At 55.5% G+C, this 13961-nt stretch carries 18 protein-coding genes and 1 tRNA gene; 9 read left to right on the top strand and 10 right to left on the bottom strand.

The genetic code is table 11. The features are described from left to right. Positions 1–90 precede the first annotated feature (90 nt). Positions 91–699 carry a hypothetical protein gene (locus FBZ89_RS16355; protein WP_145751004.1) on the bottom strand — a complete coding sequence of 203 codons (609 nt, stop codon included), beginning with the start codon at positions 697–699 and terminating at the stop codon, positions 91–93. Positions 700–787: 88 nt separating this feature from the next. After that, entirely contained in the window at positions 788–1105 is a 318-nt protein-coding gene (locus FBZ89_RS16350) for a hypothetical protein (RefSeq protein WP_145751003.1), read from the bottom strand. 220 nt (positions 1106–1325) lie between these two features. Here FBZ89_RS16350 and FBZ89_RS16345 point away from each other — a divergent pair, with 220 nt between their 5' ends. Continuing rightward, a complete protein-coding gene (locus FBZ89_RS16345) occupies positions 1326–1541 on the top strand; it encodes a helix-turn-helix transcriptional regulator (protein ID WP_145751002.1) in 216 nt (71 codons plus the stop codon). A gap of 27 nt (positions 1542–1568) precedes the next feature. Here the strand turns inward: FBZ89_RS16345 and FBZ89_RS16340 are convergent, their stop codons facing one another. Continuing rightward, positions 1569–1913 (bottom strand): ribbon-helix-helix domain-containing protein, encoded by a 345-nt coding sequence (locus FBZ89_RS16340; protein ID WP_186457399.1) that lies wholly within the window; start codon positions 1911–1913, stop codon positions 1569–1571. Positions 1914–1986: 73 nt separating this feature from the next. On the opposite strand from FBZ89_RS16340, the gene FBZ89_RS16335 reads away from it, so the two are divergent. Beyond that, the gene (locus FBZ89_RS16335; protein WP_145751000.1) at positions 1987–3177 is read left to right on the top strand and encodes a hypothetical protein; all 1191 of its coding nucleotides are present in this window, start codon (positions 1987–1989) and stop codon (positions 3175–3177) included. Between the two features lie 134 nt (positions 3178–3311). Here the strand turns inward: FBZ89_RS16335 and FBZ89_RS16330 are convergent, their stop codons facing one another. Then, positions 3312–4085 (bottom strand): hypothetical protein, encoded by a 774-nt coding sequence (locus FBZ89_RS16330; RefSeq protein ID WP_145750999.1) that lies wholly within the window; start codon positions 4083–4085, stop codon positions 3312–3314. Positions 4086–4439: 354 nt separating this feature from the next. Here FBZ89_RS16330 and FBZ89_RS16325 point away from each other — a divergent pair, with 354 nt between their 5' ends. Next, positions 4440–4910: a hypothetical protein gene (locus FBZ89_RS16325; RefSeq protein WP_145750998.1), complete on the top strand. Its 471-nt coding sequence runs from the start codon at positions 4440–4442 to the stop codon at positions 4908–4910. 118 nt (positions 4911–5028) lie between these two features. Then, positions 5029–5105 (top strand) — tRNA-Ser (locus FBZ89_RS16320). Between the two features lie 39 nt (positions 5106–5144). On the opposite strand, the gene FBZ89_RS16315 is transcribed toward FBZ89_RS16320, so the two are convergent. From FBZ89_RS16315 to FBZ89_RS16305, 3 genes are all read right to left on the bottom strand, one after another. After that, complete coding sequence (locus FBZ89_RS16315; protein WP_145750997.1) at positions 5145–5597, bottom strand: hypothetical protein; 453 nt, start codon at positions 5595–5597, stop codon at positions 5145–5147. Between the two features lie 77 nt (positions 5598–5674). Continuing rightward, positions 5675–6373: a hypothetical protein gene (locus FBZ89_RS16310; protein ID WP_145750996.1), complete on the bottom strand. Its 699-nt coding sequence runs from the start codon at positions 6371–6373 to the stop codon at positions 5675–5677. A 38-nt stretch (positions 6374–6411) separates the two neighbouring features. Next, a complete protein-coding gene (locus FBZ89_RS16305; protein ID WP_145750995.1) occupies positions 6412–6738 on the bottom strand; it encodes a hypothetical protein in 327 nt (108 codons plus the stop codon). Between the two features lie 359 nt (positions 6739–7097). Between FBZ89_RS16305 and FBZ89_RS16300 the strand changes: the two genes are divergently transcribed. The 3 genes from FBZ89_RS16300 to FBZ89_RS16290 all read left to right on the top strand — a co-directional run bounded on the left by FBZ89_RS16300 (position 7098) and on the right by FBZ89_RS16290 (position 9100). Further along, positions 7098–7709, top strand: a complete 612-nt coding sequence (locus FBZ89_RS16300) for a tyrosine-type recombinase/integrase (RefSeq protein WP_145750994.1) — start codon at positions 7098–7100, stop codon at positions 7707–7709. 136 nt (positions 7710–7845) lie between these two features. Next, the gene (locus tag FBZ89_RS16295) at positions 7846–8238 is read left to right on the top strand and encodes a hypothetical protein (RefSeq protein ID WP_145750993.1); all 393 of its coding nucleotides are present in this window, start codon (positions 7846–7848) and stop codon (positions 8236–8238) included. A 328-nt stretch (positions 8239–8566) separates the two neighbouring features. After that, a complete protein-coding gene (locus tag FBZ89_RS16290) occupies positions 8567–9100 on the top strand; it encodes a hypothetical protein (protein WP_145750992.1) in 534 nt (177 codons plus the stop codon). A 70-nt stretch (positions 9101–9170) separates the two neighbouring features. Here FBZ89_RS16290 and FBZ89_RS16285 read toward each other — a convergent pair whose 3' ends face one another. The 3 genes from FBZ89_RS16285 to FBZ89_RS16275 all read right to left on the bottom strand — a co-directional run bounded on the left by FBZ89_RS16285 (position 9171) and on the right by FBZ89_RS16275 (position 11984). Then, positions 9171–10547: a hypothetical protein gene (locus FBZ89_RS16285; RefSeq protein WP_211115259.1), complete on the bottom strand. Its 1377-nt coding sequence runs from the start codon at positions 10545–10547 to the stop codon at positions 9171–9173. Positions 10548–10557: 10 nt separating this feature from the next. Beyond that, positions 10558–11016 carry a hypothetical protein gene (locus FBZ89_RS16280; RefSeq protein WP_145750990.1) on the bottom strand — a complete coding sequence of 153 codons (459 nt, stop codon included), beginning with the start codon at positions 11014–11016 and terminating at the stop codon, positions 10558–10560. Between the two features lie 170 nt (positions 11017–11186). Next, the gene (locus tag FBZ89_RS16275) at positions 11187–11984 is read right to left on the bottom strand and encodes a hypothetical protein (protein ID WP_145750989.1); all 798 of its coding nucleotides are present in this window, start codon (positions 11982–11984) and stop codon (positions 11187–11189) included. 182 nt (positions 11985–12166) lie between these two features. Between FBZ89_RS16275 and FBZ89_RS16270 the strand changes: the two genes are divergently transcribed. Together FBZ89_RS16270 and FBZ89_RS16265 are read left to right on the top strand one after the other, a co-directional pair. Then, on the top strand, positions 12167–12919 hold the full coding sequence (locus tag FBZ89_RS16270; protein ID WP_145750988.1) for a hypothetical protein: 753 nt from the start codon (positions 12167–12169) through the stop codon (positions 12917–12919). Positions 12920–13017: 98 nt separating this feature from the next. Next, positions 13018–13482, top strand: a complete 465-nt coding sequence (locus FBZ89_RS16265; RefSeq protein WP_145750987.1) for a Ros/MucR family transcriptional regulator — start codon at positions 13018–13020, stop codon at positions 13480–13482. Positions 13483–13961 lie beyond the last annotated feature (479 nt).

The raw sequence follows: 13961 nt of genomic DNA, 5'->3' as shown, positions 1-13961 counted from the left end.
AACTGCTGCCCTGGCGCTGGGCACCCAAGGCCCCGGCAACGCCCGCCGCGGCGGCCTGATCGCCGCCAAACTGCGGCCTACGCCGCATGCTTACTTCCCAACCGCATATCCCGAGGTCATAAGATAGTTGGCCATCTGCATTAAATCGCTACATGCTAAATCCCCGCCTCTCACGTAATATGTCTTTACCGCAGGGGAATTATCTAGTTGGGTGATTAACTGGGGGAATCCTGTCACCCATCGCTCAGCTACGGCTTGTTCATCTGCGGTAAGCGCCTGCTTCTGATCGAGTGCACATCGTGCGTATTTCAACGCATCTACGATCAAGGACTTCCCTTTCTGAGGGTTCGCCGGCCCCGTCCCGCTGGGTTTCAGCTCCGTTTGCGCTATACCAAATTTGAGCGCAGCCACTTGAATGCATGCTGCTGGATCGCCTCGGTCAGCCAACAGCGTCAGCTTCTCGATGATTTTTCCGGACCGTTCCATTAACTTTTCGGTCGGCTGCCCCGTTGTCTGGGCATCATGCAGAGATGTTGAGACAGTTTTTAGTTCCGCTGCTAGCGCCGCCACGCTTTCTTTCTTTTGCCCAACGAAAAGAGTATTGGCTGCGATAAAGATCGTAATGCCCGCAACGAGGATACAGCCAACCAGCAAAGACCTTCGGGCAAATTTATCAATTGGCCTGTTGTATTCCATCATTACCCCTCTGTCGGCCCTTGTAAGCCGATTTTTGTCACCGTGTGGGGGGAGGACGGAACACGCCGGCCCCACCCCCAAAGTCATGAGATCAGCCAGCGTTGGTTTGCACCTTCATCAGCTTGCCGATCAATTCGAGTGCGGCGGGTTCTCCGATCTCCAAAAGTTGAGAAATGCGGCGTAGCACTAGGCGACCCTTCAAAGCGTTGGCGCGGGATAGTTCGCGCAGCACATTCGGGGGGATCGCCCGGTTGGCCGCCAGCTTCGCCTTCACGGTTTCGGAGTAGGTGCTCACGATCTGTTCGCATTCGGATAGGGCGGCATCCACCTGCGCTATCGTCATCCGCCCGATCGGAATCTTGCTGGGTGTCTGCTTTGGCGCCTTGGCTACCTTCGAGGTGTCCGCCATCTGGTCAGTCATAGAATGCCTGTGAGTAAGTGGTCCTAAACCGACCCTATACAGAAACCCAGGGTTGTACATATCCGGCTTTGCGTCCCGGAAAATTGCCCTAACGTGATGACGTGCGGAAGGTGGCCTTTCTCAAACTGGTCGAACCGAGACCGCCTCCTCGCCGGTTAACATACTATAGTTGATAAACTTATAATATGTAATCTGCAACCCATCCCGTATGGATATGCGGGAACTCGTTGGGAAGAACGTGCGGAAGTACCGTCAGGCGAAGGGGCTGACGCAGGAGCAGTTTGCCGACCTGTCCGGGTTCAGCCAGCAATACATTTCAAGCCTGGAGAAGGGGCATAGGAACCCAACTATCGTCACCATTTACGAGCTGGCGATGGCTCTTGGCATAAGCCATGTTGACCTGGTGCGGCCCGACCCTTCCTGACCCACGCATTTAAATGCATGGTGGGATTTAATCCCGCTCATCGAATAGGGGACGGTGGCGGAAGCCAAGCGTGGAGCCATTGAAGCGAATGCCATTCGCCCAGACATAATTCAGGAAATCTGATACGATTTGGCGAATGAGCTGGCTGCGGTTGGTGCCGGCATCTTTGGCGATACCGGCAAGCCGTTCGATCATATCCACGGGCATGAGCATACTGATCAACTTTTCTGCGGGAAGCTGTGCCATTCGAGCAGCTTCTTCCTCGGCCCTCCGCCGAGTTTCCCGTAGTTTTTCGGCAAATCCCCTAAATTCATTTCCACCTGTTTCTCCCATGGTAGGGTGGGCTGGCTCAGAATAGGGGACATCGAACATGAATGAACTCATTGCGGCTTTCTCGTATGGAAGATATGCGGGTTATTTATATTTAATATCAAATAGATAAATCATGATTGCGACCCTCAAGCTGAACCATAAAATACCCAACTTCCAAGATGCCAGGGTGGCTAAAAGGGCCAATTTGGTGCTGGATTGGTGCGATCAATTCGTTGGCTCGAAGCGCGAAATGCGCGTCTCGAGTGAAGAGCTGCGGCGCGTCTTTTCAAACAAGGATCGGGGGCTGGGGAGCTGGCTCTATTCCACCCTGCTAATCCAGGTCGGCACGTATCAGGTCGGCAGCCACCCCTATTCCTACAGCTTGAAAATTGAGGGCTATCAAAAGCTCTGTGGCCTGTTGGGGCGGGAGGTTCGGAGCGAAACAGACGTTGTGCGCCAGCGCTTCCAGCCGGTACTGGACGGCCGTGCCGTTGAATATCATGACAACGGGCTGCGGCGTTTCCATCCGGTCCAAAACATTCGACGGGATGTCAGGAAGCAGGTCTTCGATGGATGGTGGGACTACGACGTTGAGAGTTGCGCGCCTACGCTCGTCTACCAATACGCGGTCAGCCATTATCGATGGGTTTATGGCGTTCAATCCGCGGCAGAGCCATTCCCGTCCATTTTGCGCCTCATCAATGATAAGGCGCACATCAGGCAACACGTGTCATCGCTAACGGGTCTGGACGTCTCCCGCTCAAAACAAATTCTGCAGATGCTTTTTTTCCGCGCAAACCCCGGGATGCATGCTTCGAACGCACTTTACTCAACGTTGGGAAACGACCCATATATTTTTCAAAAATTGGTTAATGACGATTACGTTCAAGCTTTACGGCTGGATGCCAAGGCGATGTGGCGGTATGCGATAGCGCGCGATACTCATGAACGCGCCAGCCTGCGAATGTCCGGCATCAAGTCATCTACTCCGGTCAGCGGCATTCGCGCGCGCAGGATGAACATTTATCTGTCTCTGGAGCGGCGGGTAATGGATGCGATTTTCAGGCAACTATCAGCTGATGGGGTAACGCACGTTATCATGCATGATGGCTTCATGAGTCGAGATAAGGTTGATGTTGGAAAGCTGACGCGATTGGTCAAGGATGAGATGGGATACGAAATAAGACTTTCCGAAACTCGGCTTGGACAGCACGATGAGTTAGAGCCTGAAATTGACGTGGAGCAGGCAATGCAGGAAGTTGATGTCGAAGACGATAACGAATTCAATTCAGATCATCGGACAGATAAACCGGCATTCGGGTAGCAGTTTGCGCGTGCGCGCACGCATTTAGCAATATGTTGTACACATCGAGGTCGAGGTCCATTGGCGAGCAGCGGTACGCCGAGGGAGAATTGGGACGAAACTCTAGATGCGATCCAAAGCTTCGTCCCTCGAACTCAATCCGTGACGGATAACGACCCGATCCCGCAAAAAAGCTCACGGTGCATGGCCATGAGAGTCATGTCCTTCGTTGACTCTGCGCGCACAGGGCCAGCCATCAAGAGGTAGCTTCGGTGGCCAACACGGGTTTCCGATGCGGTCGTAACATCAGAAAGGCTGATTTTTGTCCGCGCATCAGGATAGAAGTAATGGCGCCATTTCACATTCGGATCTGGTAAATTATCCTCATCATTGAGTTCCGTTCGTGCGTATTCTTTCATGCTTTTAATGAAAAGATCAGTTGTGTCAGAAATTTTAATGTCCGGCCGTAAACGCAGGGGGTCCGCAATATCTTCTAGAGTGATAACCGGCCGAATAATCTCTCGCACTAAAAAATCTTCACCATGTGTTTCCACGGAAAATTGCTGAATCACCATTTCATCCCGAGGCGGAAAATTGATCTCCTCGATAGAAACTACGTAGGAGACGGGATGCCCCTCTCCCAATCTCCGGTCTTCGATGACCCGCGTTATCCAGTGCTCATCCCAAAAGACAGACCAGGCGTTTTGGGGAGACATATGGAAGAGGCGGATGTTGGCTAGCTCTTCCTGCATGGCTTTATGGTTGGCCAAATGGCGCTGCATAACGTTTTCGATCATCGCCATCTCATCAGCGGAGGCAATTTGTGCTTCGTGGTATTCCATTGAGTTGATCCTTTTGAAAAAGATGGACGCAAAGACCCCTTTTCCAAGCACACACGCGCGAGGAAATACGCCATGTTCCAAGGACATGGGCGTGACTTTTCGGGGTGTTAACGTGAGGGGGAGCGGTTAAGGACGGGCTTCGCCCCTAACGAATAGGTGGCCACCTTCTATCCGCCCAAAATCCAAATCAAGAGAATTCGTAAAACTGGTTAGCCCAGAAAGTTTGCCGGTTCGAAGGCTGTGGCCCTGTCGTGTAAACGGTCGTGGAGACGGGGAATGTGGCGGCACGATTGTATAGAAGGACGGTGGGACGGTCGTGGCAGTTCAAAGACGCACGAAGAAAATTCACGCGGGCGCAGATTTCTGTGCGAATTATCTGGATCCACGCCACCGCCTGTGTCTTAATGCATCCGTGGCAGCGGCCGGTTGTGGAGTGACGTGATGACCAGTGAATTCATAAAGGCGTTGGATTTGGAGATATCCAGCATTGAGGCTGAATTAGCTCGCGAACCTCGTTTCGTGAAGCTGCGCGAGCTTCAGCGCATACGCGCGCTTTATGATATTCCCAAGTCTCAGCGTGAACGGCTTACGCCGGAGACGATTGAGCGCATTAACCGTTCTGCTGGTCGCCGGGAATCTCCCGAGCGTGCAGCCCTTAGGAAGGCCGTCGCTGACATTCTTGTGGGACGCACAGTTCCCGTCGCAACCAGTTCACTTCTGCGCCTGCTAGAAGATGCTGGGCATGTTGTGCCTGGGCAAAATCCCGCAAACACACTGAGCGCTATGCTGAGTCATGCGAAGCAGTTCAAGGCGAACGGTCGTGCCGGTTGGACGCTGGCGGCAGCCGACGATAGTGAACCTGAAAACAGCGAGGCCGAAGGCGTTGCCGCGCCCCCGGCCTCTGAGCTGTAACCCTGACAGACGTGAAAGAAAGGCAGGTGGTACATGTTATTATGATGGCTTAAGCGGCAGAGGGAGTGTTGTACCTTTGTAGGTTGACACTCCCAAACCCGCATACACACACCACAGTGCCCACGTAGCTTAACTGGACAGAGCGCCCGGCTGCTAACTGGGGGGATGTCGGTCCGAATCCGACCGTGGGCACCATTTTTATAGCATATCCGCGGCGAACTGGCAAATAAGTGCCTACTCTGCGGATGATGAGTTGCTAGGTTCGGCCCCGAGTAAGGGCTGATTGACCCGCTTTATGCCAGGAAAAAGCTTTTCAAGCTCCACATCATCCCCATGGGCAATCAACAGTTCGATCAAGAGGTCACCACGTATGATCGCGGCGGCGGCTCGATGATTGCCGTCATAAAACCAGGTTGTATCACTCCCGACGCAGAGCGTTATTGGGTGCTCGTCGTGGGCATTGGGCAGTACGCTCAATAACCGGGCCAGCCTCCTGATGTGAAAGGTTCTGTGCAGGTGGAGGGGCAGCCGTGCGTTAGCGTCCTGCCAAGAATCATCAATTCCGCCGCCAGCATTCGCAGCGGCTCGAACCTCATTGGGATCAATGGGAGCAATCTTCCAAATAACGCCATCGAGTGGGTTGACGACCTCTTTCAGGGAATTGATGGGTACGGAGTATCGTATCATCTAATCAGCCAATCATGCTCGACGGGTCAAGGCGCTCACGCTGCCAGCTTCATAGAAGGGCGCATGAGACAGAAAGGTTAAGCGGTGAGCTTCTCTCCGAGTTCCCAAAGCGCGTCAATGCCTTGAAGGTAGGCGACAACACGCCAGTCCTCATCGTTGATGATGCCCCAGCCCGTATAGTGCGGGCCCTCTCCAGGGACCGTAACTCGGTGAAACCAGCCGACCTGGACTGTCCAGCTGTCGTCGCCTCCATCCTTTGCGATCTCACAAATATGATTGATCAGGTTTTCTTTTGAATCCTCTAAACGGCCAGCCATTTGGGCGAACAGAATCGTCACACCACCCTTGCGCTCACCGATAAAAATGATCGGCCAAAGCATGCCGGCAAGATGCAGACGTTCAATTACGCGGATTATGCGAGTGTCGTGATCCTCGTCCCAGATGACGGCAAAGTCATGTACGCGCCCCTGGTCAAGCAGATCACCGCTGATATTCCGCCATTGAACAGAGCGGAAGACCGAATGATGTGCGCCACGTCCTAGCTGGCCAACCGGTGCGAGCTCATCATGCAGGCACGAGAAAAGGTGTGAATAGACCGAATTAACCATGGCTTGCCCCTTGTCCAGGAAACATCGCGGCGTCAACCGCTGCGCCCCCGCTTTCGGCAGGCGCGCAAAGCCAAAGTGCCACAGCATGACCATCGATGAAAGCAGGCTTGTTTCGATTCGCACGGGGTCGGCTACGATGCAGCGGGCGCGCTTGTTGGACGCGGCCAATAGAGGTCCAAGAATACTGGTGTAGGTAGCGCTGCGACTTAAAGTGGTTGATCTCCATTCGGTTTAGCGCCCTCGCTCTGTGCGACATTTGCCGGTGCGAGCGTTCCGTCCGCAGCAGCAGTCCGTTCTCCACTAAGCTCAATCCCCGGAGCTTTAGCCCGGAATCGTGTAAATCCGGCAATTCCTAACGCCACGACAAGTAGAGCTGCCGCTGAGAAATTAGCCGCAGTTTCACGTGATTGTGGTGCAAATATGATGAGTGAAGCCGCTATGGATGCAAACAGTACGGAAGCGGCATAGGGCGCGACAATGCGAGCTGTGATGTGACTGTTGTAATTTTTAACCAGATTTTCCTGAGCGCTCATCGCGCTAGTTCCATGTGCATGGAACTGGGCAGATTTAGAAGTTTGATGGCCACAATGAACACAATAAGTCCCCCTATGATCGTCAGGAAGCTGCACCCGACAGGCCGGGCAGACGCGATACCGATTGTCCTGCATGAATTTTTCCTGCCAAAGCCAATTTGAACCACTATATGGAGAATTAGTCCCTCAAAAAATAACCTTTGAGGTGAGCAAGGCAAGTCATGTTTACTAAATGCAAAAGGTAAACTTTGCGGAGAAAGCTGTTAGATATCAATAGCCTAGAGCTACACCAAAAACACTATGTACAATCATTATTTAACAAATTATCTCTGTAGAACTTCTAACACATTGGAGCTTCTATGGTCCGGGAGAAAAAAGCGCCTGTTCTGACGGAAAGCCAGTTCCGCCAGGTCGTGGCGGTCGCGAGGACACACGATCAACCCCATCGTAACGTCGCGCTGCTCTATTTCTCCGTCGCCCTCGGGCTGCGGGCGAAAGAGCTTAGCCAGCTATTGGTACGGGACGTATTGACCCCTGATGGCGCGATCAAGGACGAGGTGCTGCTGACGCGAGCGACAACCAAAGGTCGAAAGCAACGGCTGGTCTACCTGGCCAACAAGGACGTGCGGAAAGCCCTCACCGTCTATCTCGACGAGCGGCGGCAGGCGGAGGCCATCGTCGCCCTTCCATTGGCCCCGTTGTTCAAGTCGCGAAAGGGCGGCGCGTTCACGCCCAACACCATGCAGATGCTTTTCAAGAGGATGTACCGCCGGGCCGGGCTGGATCAGGCATCAAGCCATTCGGGCAGGCGAACATTCGCCACCTCGCTGATCGAGCAGGGGGTGGACATCAAGGCGGTATCGAGCCTAATGGGCCATGCGTCCGTGTCCATGACCGCGCGATACGTGGACGACAACCCGCTCCGCTTAAAGCGGATTTGCCAAAATGTGCTTGCGGGAGTAACGCCATAGGAGGCGCACAAAATAGCCCCCGCCGGAATGATTGAAACTCTGAAAGTCTAACATACTGATAATTAACGAGAATTTTCCCTATTGCGTCCGTTGAATGGTGTTTCAAGATGAACCATCAGAAACACCGGGGGAAAAAATGACATACGACGAAAAAGACAGTGCCTTGCAGGCGCGCATTATCGAGGCCCTTGTCCAGCGGTACGAAATCAACCGTGCAGAGGAAGAGGGTACCGCTCACTTCGGTCATTTCGAGGAAGATTTAGTGACGCCATGCGTGGACATCTCCAAGGACGAAATTCGCGATAAAACTGGCCGTAGTGACGTCCGCAAGGTGGTCATGACGCAGTACGTCGAAGCGCTGAGTCGCCCCGGCTTCACCGCGCACATGCTACCCGGAAAAGACATCATCCGAGTTTGTATCGAACCTGAACGGACTCCAGACAACATGTTCCGCTCGTTGGATGCATTAGTCGAATCAAATAATGAAATGATCATCAAGCAACAGATTGAGAGCCACGACGAAGGTTAATTAGCCGGCAAACGCCATGGGGGCCAAGCCTGGCAGGAGCTTCAATCCTGCCGCTATCTCAATGAGGGTCTAATAGGTCTCAAATATAAGCAGGTTGTGCGCGCCACTGGCCGCGACCTCCAGCGCGCGCTTCGCCGTCTCCCGGTATGGTGGCGCAAACGCACCCAACTTTTTCTGACCCCCTGAGGTAGGTTTGCCCAGGTAGTCCACAGGAGGGCCCCACGCCTGGCGCGGCGGGCTCCCCACAAGCCGACGCAGCGTCAGGCGTGGGAGGTACCTGTGGGCCCACCTGGACAAACCGGAGCGCTGCGGGGGGATTTCTTTGGCCATGGTCGATGGTGCGACAGTCGCTCTTCCTGAATTTTCCCCACCGGCCGATGGCGCCGAGCCGCCCATGCCTCAGGTCGACGTTCTGGCCGCCCTCCACCAGAAGCTGCTACGCGACCTCGAAGCTGCGATCCTGATCGTCCGCCAAAAGGAGGCGGAAATCGAGTCGGTTGAGCGCGCCCTCCAAATCATCGCTCCGGGCACCGATCGTGCCGTGTTACACCCTCGCCGGACCTTTGTTCCTGGCCACGAGATTCTGACGCCCGGCGAGGCGAGGGCTGATGTACTTCGGGTGCTTCAGGAAAGCCGCTGCCGGCTCACCACGGTTGAAATCCTGGAGACGCTACTGCGGGAGCGGGGCGCATTGAACCTTGCACCCGAGCGCAGGGGCCGGACCCTCCGAAATGTCCACGGCATCCTCTCTGAGGCCGCGCGTAATGGAATTGTCCAGCGCCGGGGTAAGACCCAGCACCGCGGACCCGGATGCACTCCCACCGTCTACTGGTTCTGGGTGGGACCGGTAGCCCCAGCTTGACTGCGGGGAGAACGAACCGACGACTATCATGATGACAGAGGAGGTCAACCAGATGCCAGCTTACAAGTAGTTATTCCGGTAACCACATGCAATTGGCCCACTGTTCTTCATATCGGCTCGCAAATGCGTCCATCTCTTGCGCATTTGCCTCGGGCGTTCGGCAGGCTCGCGCACAAGTAGCTACAACGTCCCGATAGAAGGGAAGTGATACATTTCTGGTCCCCTCAAAATTTAAGATCAACTTGGGGAGGACTTCTCCGATAGCCTCACCGCGAGGGACCATAATGATACTTGGCGGTTTGTCATAGGCGTTAACTAAAATGTACCTCCAACTCGGATCAGCCGCACCTTGCACAGGGATAAGCTCGTACGGGCTTGCATTTCCGCCATCGGAAATTTCCGTATAGATGTATTCAAGAGCCTTTGTTTTTTGCGCGATTAGAACATAAGGCCCAGCGGGTATGTAGCGGCACGTCTGCTCGTCATACTCTATGCCCAGGATATCTTCGAGATTATATCGAATCGATGGATCGAGAGGGCTTCTCCCAGATATAAACCATTGAAGTTGCCGCAGCGTTGTGCCGGCTGCCGACGCAATTTCTTTTGGCTGGTTGGGCCAGCACGCCACCAGATTCTTGGCGATTTCTGAGGCGTTATCATATCCATACTCAACAGGCGCCTCGTCTTCCTCATCGCCATCATTTATTGGGGCTTTTCCAAGCAGTAACCAGGTATTGCCGTCAAAGCTGCCCTGGTGAAAATATCGGGGCTGGTGAGGCGGCAGAGGGAATTCCCAAGACGACAGCCACGGACCAGTGGTCCAATTTGCCCCTTCGAAGGCGATTTCATCTGGTGATCGCACTGGCAGCGACCGCCATTGTTCAATTAATCTCGCAAGGTTTCGGCTTCCCGACGTCTGGAAATTTAGTCGATTGTCAGAGTCGTGGTCCGCTTGAGCGGCATTGCAAAGATGACTAACGGCATCGTCAATCGACGAGCCGGGGGGCGTGGGCCTTCTCAACAACCAACGGGCAGCATCCTGCGCGGAGCGGAGGGACGCAGACAGGGACTTGTCCTTGTTATCCGCGATCTCCAGCCGAACACCGATCCGCGCCAGAGTCGGGGCCAGAGACGGGGCCGCTTGTGCTATGTGACGGTTGACGCATATCGCGTCAGGGGGCCCGCGTAAACCTTCCGCCCTATTCCAAGCCATCTGGAGGACGTGGCTAAACGGTAGCGGCTTGTCGATTGGCGAAAAGGTTAGCCATCTTATAGGCAAACCGGCAACGGTAAGCCCGTACATAATCAACGGCGAAAGTGCATATCGCTCTGCGGCAGCGAGCCCGATAGGATCTCGAACTGACACGATACCGTGCTGGGCGTGATAAAAGACGAATTTGGCAATTGATACGTAAAAATGATGCGCTCTTTTCGTCAATTTTCCCATTTTATTTATTTCACGGAATATATTCGAAACGGATAATCACTCCATCTGATTGCGATTTCGGGAAAGTTGGTATTGTGCGCACCTCTTCTTTCGTAAAAGATACATTATCATTGGATAACCAAACTTGTCCGCGCCTATATGTAGGCGACGGTGTGCCATTGGCGGCATTGCCTGGCTGCTGGACACAGATAGCTTTGCCTTTAAACACAATTCTCCCGTCTGGTGACGGCGAAAACTCGCCATCGATATCTACAGAATAATCGCCCTGACCTTGCATATCGTTGGGATTCTCCCGCCCTTGAACCAGGTGGACATGGCCGGGATAGGGTACGGTCACCGCCGGAATTTCGACGGCTGGCGCCCAAGGACTTTCCTCTATTGTACAACTGACGCGCACGGAGGGCGCCGCATACGAAGCCGTCGCCATGAGCAGCGTCGGGAAAACTACAGCGAGGGGCGCGATTCGCATCGAGGTTTCTCTGGAAGGGAACAGGTCTTCCTTTATAGCCCGCACAACTAGCGGTGTCACCGCTCGTGTTTAAACCCTACCGCTTGTAAATACGGCCGCCATCATTACCGCGCGCATGGCATTCCCGCCCCTTGAGGTCAGGCGACCTCCGGCGGCAATCCGCCCGAGGGCTAGCGGCGGCCGCTCCGGGGTGCGTACATGTCCCTGAAAGCGTCGCTACCGCTATATGCGAGGTCACAAGCAGCATTGTAGCCGCTATAGGCAATAGCTTCGGCGGCGCTGCCGCTGCCGCTGCCGAAAATGCCCAACACATTCTGCGTCTGGGTGGCTTTTGTTAAGTCCATCGACAGGGCCGCTCTCGCTTTCTCCATTGCGGACCTCTCGCCGGCGGTGAAAGCCTTTACGACATCCTCCACTGTAGATGGGACTATAGCCCCGAATGAACTGGTCAACAGGGCTGCTCTCGCTTTCTCCATTGCGGCGCATTCACTTGCGGTGAGGGATTTTTCTGCCTCGCGCATGGCAGTCTGACTTGTAATTGCCGCTATGTATCCCCGCATCTGCCGATCGTCATTAGATACCAATGTCGCGGCCCGGAGTGCTTGTTCGGCGAGGCTTGGCTCCAGATAATTTTGCCTAGACAGAGCTGCTGCGACGGACGCCCATTCCGAGTCATGCTTATGAGACGGCACCACTGACCTAGGGTTGCTGCTACGGGCGCGTTTCGGCGCAGCGCGCGATGTCGCCTCGGCCATAAGCCTCTCTTCGTGTTTTTTGAACTTGCGGCGAAGACGGTGCATGACCGTATCGTCGGCGTCGGGCTTGGCGTGGCGGATGGCGTCCGTCACTGTCGCGGCCTTGTTCGCAAGCCGGAAATCGGCTATGGCGGCGAGCAGGGGAACATCTTCGGGAGGCCGTTCAGTCCCCATCGGGCGCCCCGGCCTGCGGGCTTTGGTGGTGTTTGTCATAGAGGGCTCTCCAAGCGGGTGAAAACATGCCCCCATTGTTGGTTGGGATTGGCGGAATTCCTAGGGATATGAATTCCTAACCTTCACAAATTTGCGGACAATAATTCGACCTGCTAAGCCCGATCCCCGGACATTAATTCACCGGAGCTTCGTGGCGATGGGGCGACGGGGACCAGTTGACCATGGCAGATAGCATGCGCGTCTTAAGCGGGGGTGGCATCGACATCTATATGGCGGCTTCCGATGAAACCGCGGCCGAGTTGCTGGTGTCGAATGATCCGCTGGTCACCGCGCTACGGGTTTACGACACCTATTTCCGCGAAGAGCTGTGGAAAGGATGCCCCGTCTCGCCCCTTCCTGCCTTGATGTTCACGAACGCCTATCAGTTGTTCCTCGCTGGTGTGCGTATGGCCCTGAGTGGCCACCCGGCTGCGGTTTTCCCGGTGCTGCGCACCGCCCTGGAATCGGCCGCCTATGGCGGGCTGATGCTGCATACGCCTGAACTTCAGGGTGTTTGGACGGACCGGCATGCTGGTGAGGCAGAGAGGAAGGCCTGCCTGGGCGCTTTCACCTTCAAGAAAGCGATCCAACCATTGGAGGCGCACGCGCCTCAAATTCATGCCCTCGCTGTTTCCGCCTATGAAGCATCGATCGACTTCGGCGCCCATCCCAATGTCAAAGGCGTTTTCAGCCATGTAACCATGGACGACCATCGGGACGACGGCCTGATGGCCGTCAACCACACCAGCCTGTATGGCGCAACCCACAAGGAAACCATTCGCGGGTTGGGCGCCTGCCTTGATTTCGGCCTGGCGATTATCGGCGCCATTATCTTGTCGTTCCCGGACCTGAGCGACGAGCAGGTAGCCGCTCTCGATCGCCTCATTGCGCTGAAGGACGCGGCCGTTGCGCCCTATAGTTCGCCATCGGAATAAGCGCGGCGGCCCGAACCCTTGCTCGCACAAAGCACGCGGCCTACCATAGCTTGTAGGGGCCGTACCATCTGCCCTACCAATGAATGGGAGCGCGCGCCATGGCCGACGTGAAACAAGTTGATCCTGAAACCCTGCAGCAGACCGCCCAGCTGGTCGCCGCCTACCTGTCTAACCCGGGCAACCAACTCGCACCGGGCGAACTTCCCGCGCTCATCAACGCCACCTTCGCCAGCCTGTCCACCCTCGGGCAGGAAGCGCCGATCACGGCTGAACCAGAGAAACTGACGCCGGCGGTATCCATCCGCAAGTCGGTGACGCCCGATTACATCGTCTGCCTCGAAGACGGCAAGAAGCTAAAGATGCTGAAGCGCCACCTGCGCACCGCCTATGGCCTCTCGCCGGATGAGTACCGGGCTCGCTGGGGCCTGCCGGCGGACTACCCCATGGTAGCGCCCAACTATGCCGAGCAGCGCTCAGGGCTGGCCAAGGCTATCGGCCTGGGTAAGCGCGAGCCGGTGGCGGAAGCCAAGCCAGCGCGGAAGGGCAAGCGCGCGGCAGCGTGACCTGCTCGGGCGGCCGTCTTCAACCGGCGGCTGCCCGCATCATCAGTTCTATAGGCGAGAAACGACCTGGCTTCGATGCGAAGGCTCCCGAACTGGGCCGTGGGTTGCTGACCAATCTCCTGCCCCAAGGCGGCGAGGTCGCTTGTCATCGCGATGGGCTGGAGTTTGGCCACCTGCTCAGCGAATTGGCTGAAGCCGGCGGACAATCCGGAAACTGAAGTGGCGCCGTCACTGGCCCAAGTGCCCCTTCTTTCAGCAAGGCCCGAGGGCTAGTACTGCGGTCACTTGGCGGAAAACCAGCAGACAAGGAACAGGCTGGAAACCTTTTTGGGCTGGGCAAAAGCACCCGCTAAATTGCCATCGAGATCATTGTCCGGCGCGGGCGCTCACCGCTACGGCCACCTCCCCAGGTGATATATCCCCTTGCCGATTCGCTAAATTCGCCTACCTCGCTTCTGTCAGCACCGGGAGAAGGCCAG

This window comes from Nitrospirillum amazonense (assembly GCF_007828045.1).
GTDB classification, from domain to species: Bacteria; Pseudomonadota; Alphaproteobacteria; order Azospirillales; family Azospirillaceae; genus Nitrospirillum; species Nitrospirillum amazonense_C.
The sequence above is the reverse complement of the archived record's forward strand: the minus strand, read 5'-3'. Positions and strand labels throughout refer to the sequence as shown.

Coding starts and splice junctions, on each gene's coding strand:
- FBZ89_RS16355 (WP_145751004.1), bottom strand. CDS start 699: ATGATGGAATACAACAGGCCAATTGATAAATTTGCCCGAAGGTCTTTG.
- FBZ89_RS16350 (WP_145751003.1), bottom strand. CDS start 1,105: ATGGCGGACACCTCGAAGGTAGCCAAGGCGCCAAAGCAGACACCCAGC.
- FBZ89_RS16345 (WP_145751002.1), top strand. CDS start 1,326: ATGGATATGCGGGAACTCGTTGGGAAGAACGTGCGGAAGTACCGTCAG.
- FBZ89_RS16340 (WP_186457399.1), bottom strand. CDS start 1,913: ATGTTCGATGTCCCCTATTCTGAGCCAGCCCACCCTACCATGGGAGAA.
- FBZ89_RS16335 (WP_145751000.1), top strand. CDS start 1,987: ATGATTGCGACCCTCAAGCTGAACCATAAAATACCCAACTTCCAAGAT.
- FBZ89_RS16330 (WP_145750999.1), bottom strand. CDS start 4,085: ATGTCCTTGGAACATGGCGTATTTCCTCGCGCGTGTGTGCTTGGAAAA.
- FBZ89_RS16325 (WP_145750998.1), top strand. CDS start 4,440: ATGACCAGTGAATTCATAAAGGCGTTGGATTTGGAGATATCCAGCATT.
- FBZ89_RS16315 (WP_145750997.1), bottom strand. CDS start 5,597: ATGATACGATACTCCGTACCCATCAATTCCCTGAAAGAGGTCGTCAAC.
- FBZ89_RS16305 (WP_145750995.1), bottom strand. CDS start 6,738: ATGAGCGCTCAGGAAAATCTGGTTAAAAATTACAACAGTCACATCACA.
- FBZ89_RS16300 (WP_145750994.1), top strand. CDS start 7,098: ATGGTCCGGGAGAAAAAAGCGCCTGTTCTGACGGAAAGCCAGTTCCGC.
- FBZ89_RS16295 (WP_145750993.1), top strand. CDS start 7,846: ATGACATACGACGAAAAAGACAGTGCCTTGCAGGCGCGCATTATCGAG.
- FBZ89_RS16290 (WP_145750992.1), top strand. CDS start 8,567: ATGGTCGATGGTGCGACAGTCGCTCTTCCTGAATTTTCCCCACCGGCC.
- FBZ89_RS16285 (WP_211115259.1), bottom strand. CDS start 10,547: ATGGGAAAATTGACGAAAAGAGCGCATCATTTTTACGTATCAATTGCC.
- FBZ89_RS16280 (WP_145750990.1), bottom strand. CDS start 11,016: ATGCGAATCGCGCCCCTCGCTGTAGTTTTCCCGACGCTGCTCATGGCG.
- FBZ89_RS16275 (WP_145750989.1), bottom strand. CDS start 11,984: ATGACAAACACCACCAAAGCCCGCAGGCCGGGGCGCCCGATGGGGACT.
- FBZ89_RS16270 (WP_145750988.1), top strand. CDS start 12,167: ATGGCAGATAGCATGCGCGTCTTAAGCGGGGGTGGCATCGACATCTAT.
- FBZ89_RS16265 (WP_145750987.1), top strand. CDS start 13,018: ATGGCCGACGTGAAACAAGTTGATCCTGAAACCCTGCAGCAGACCGCC.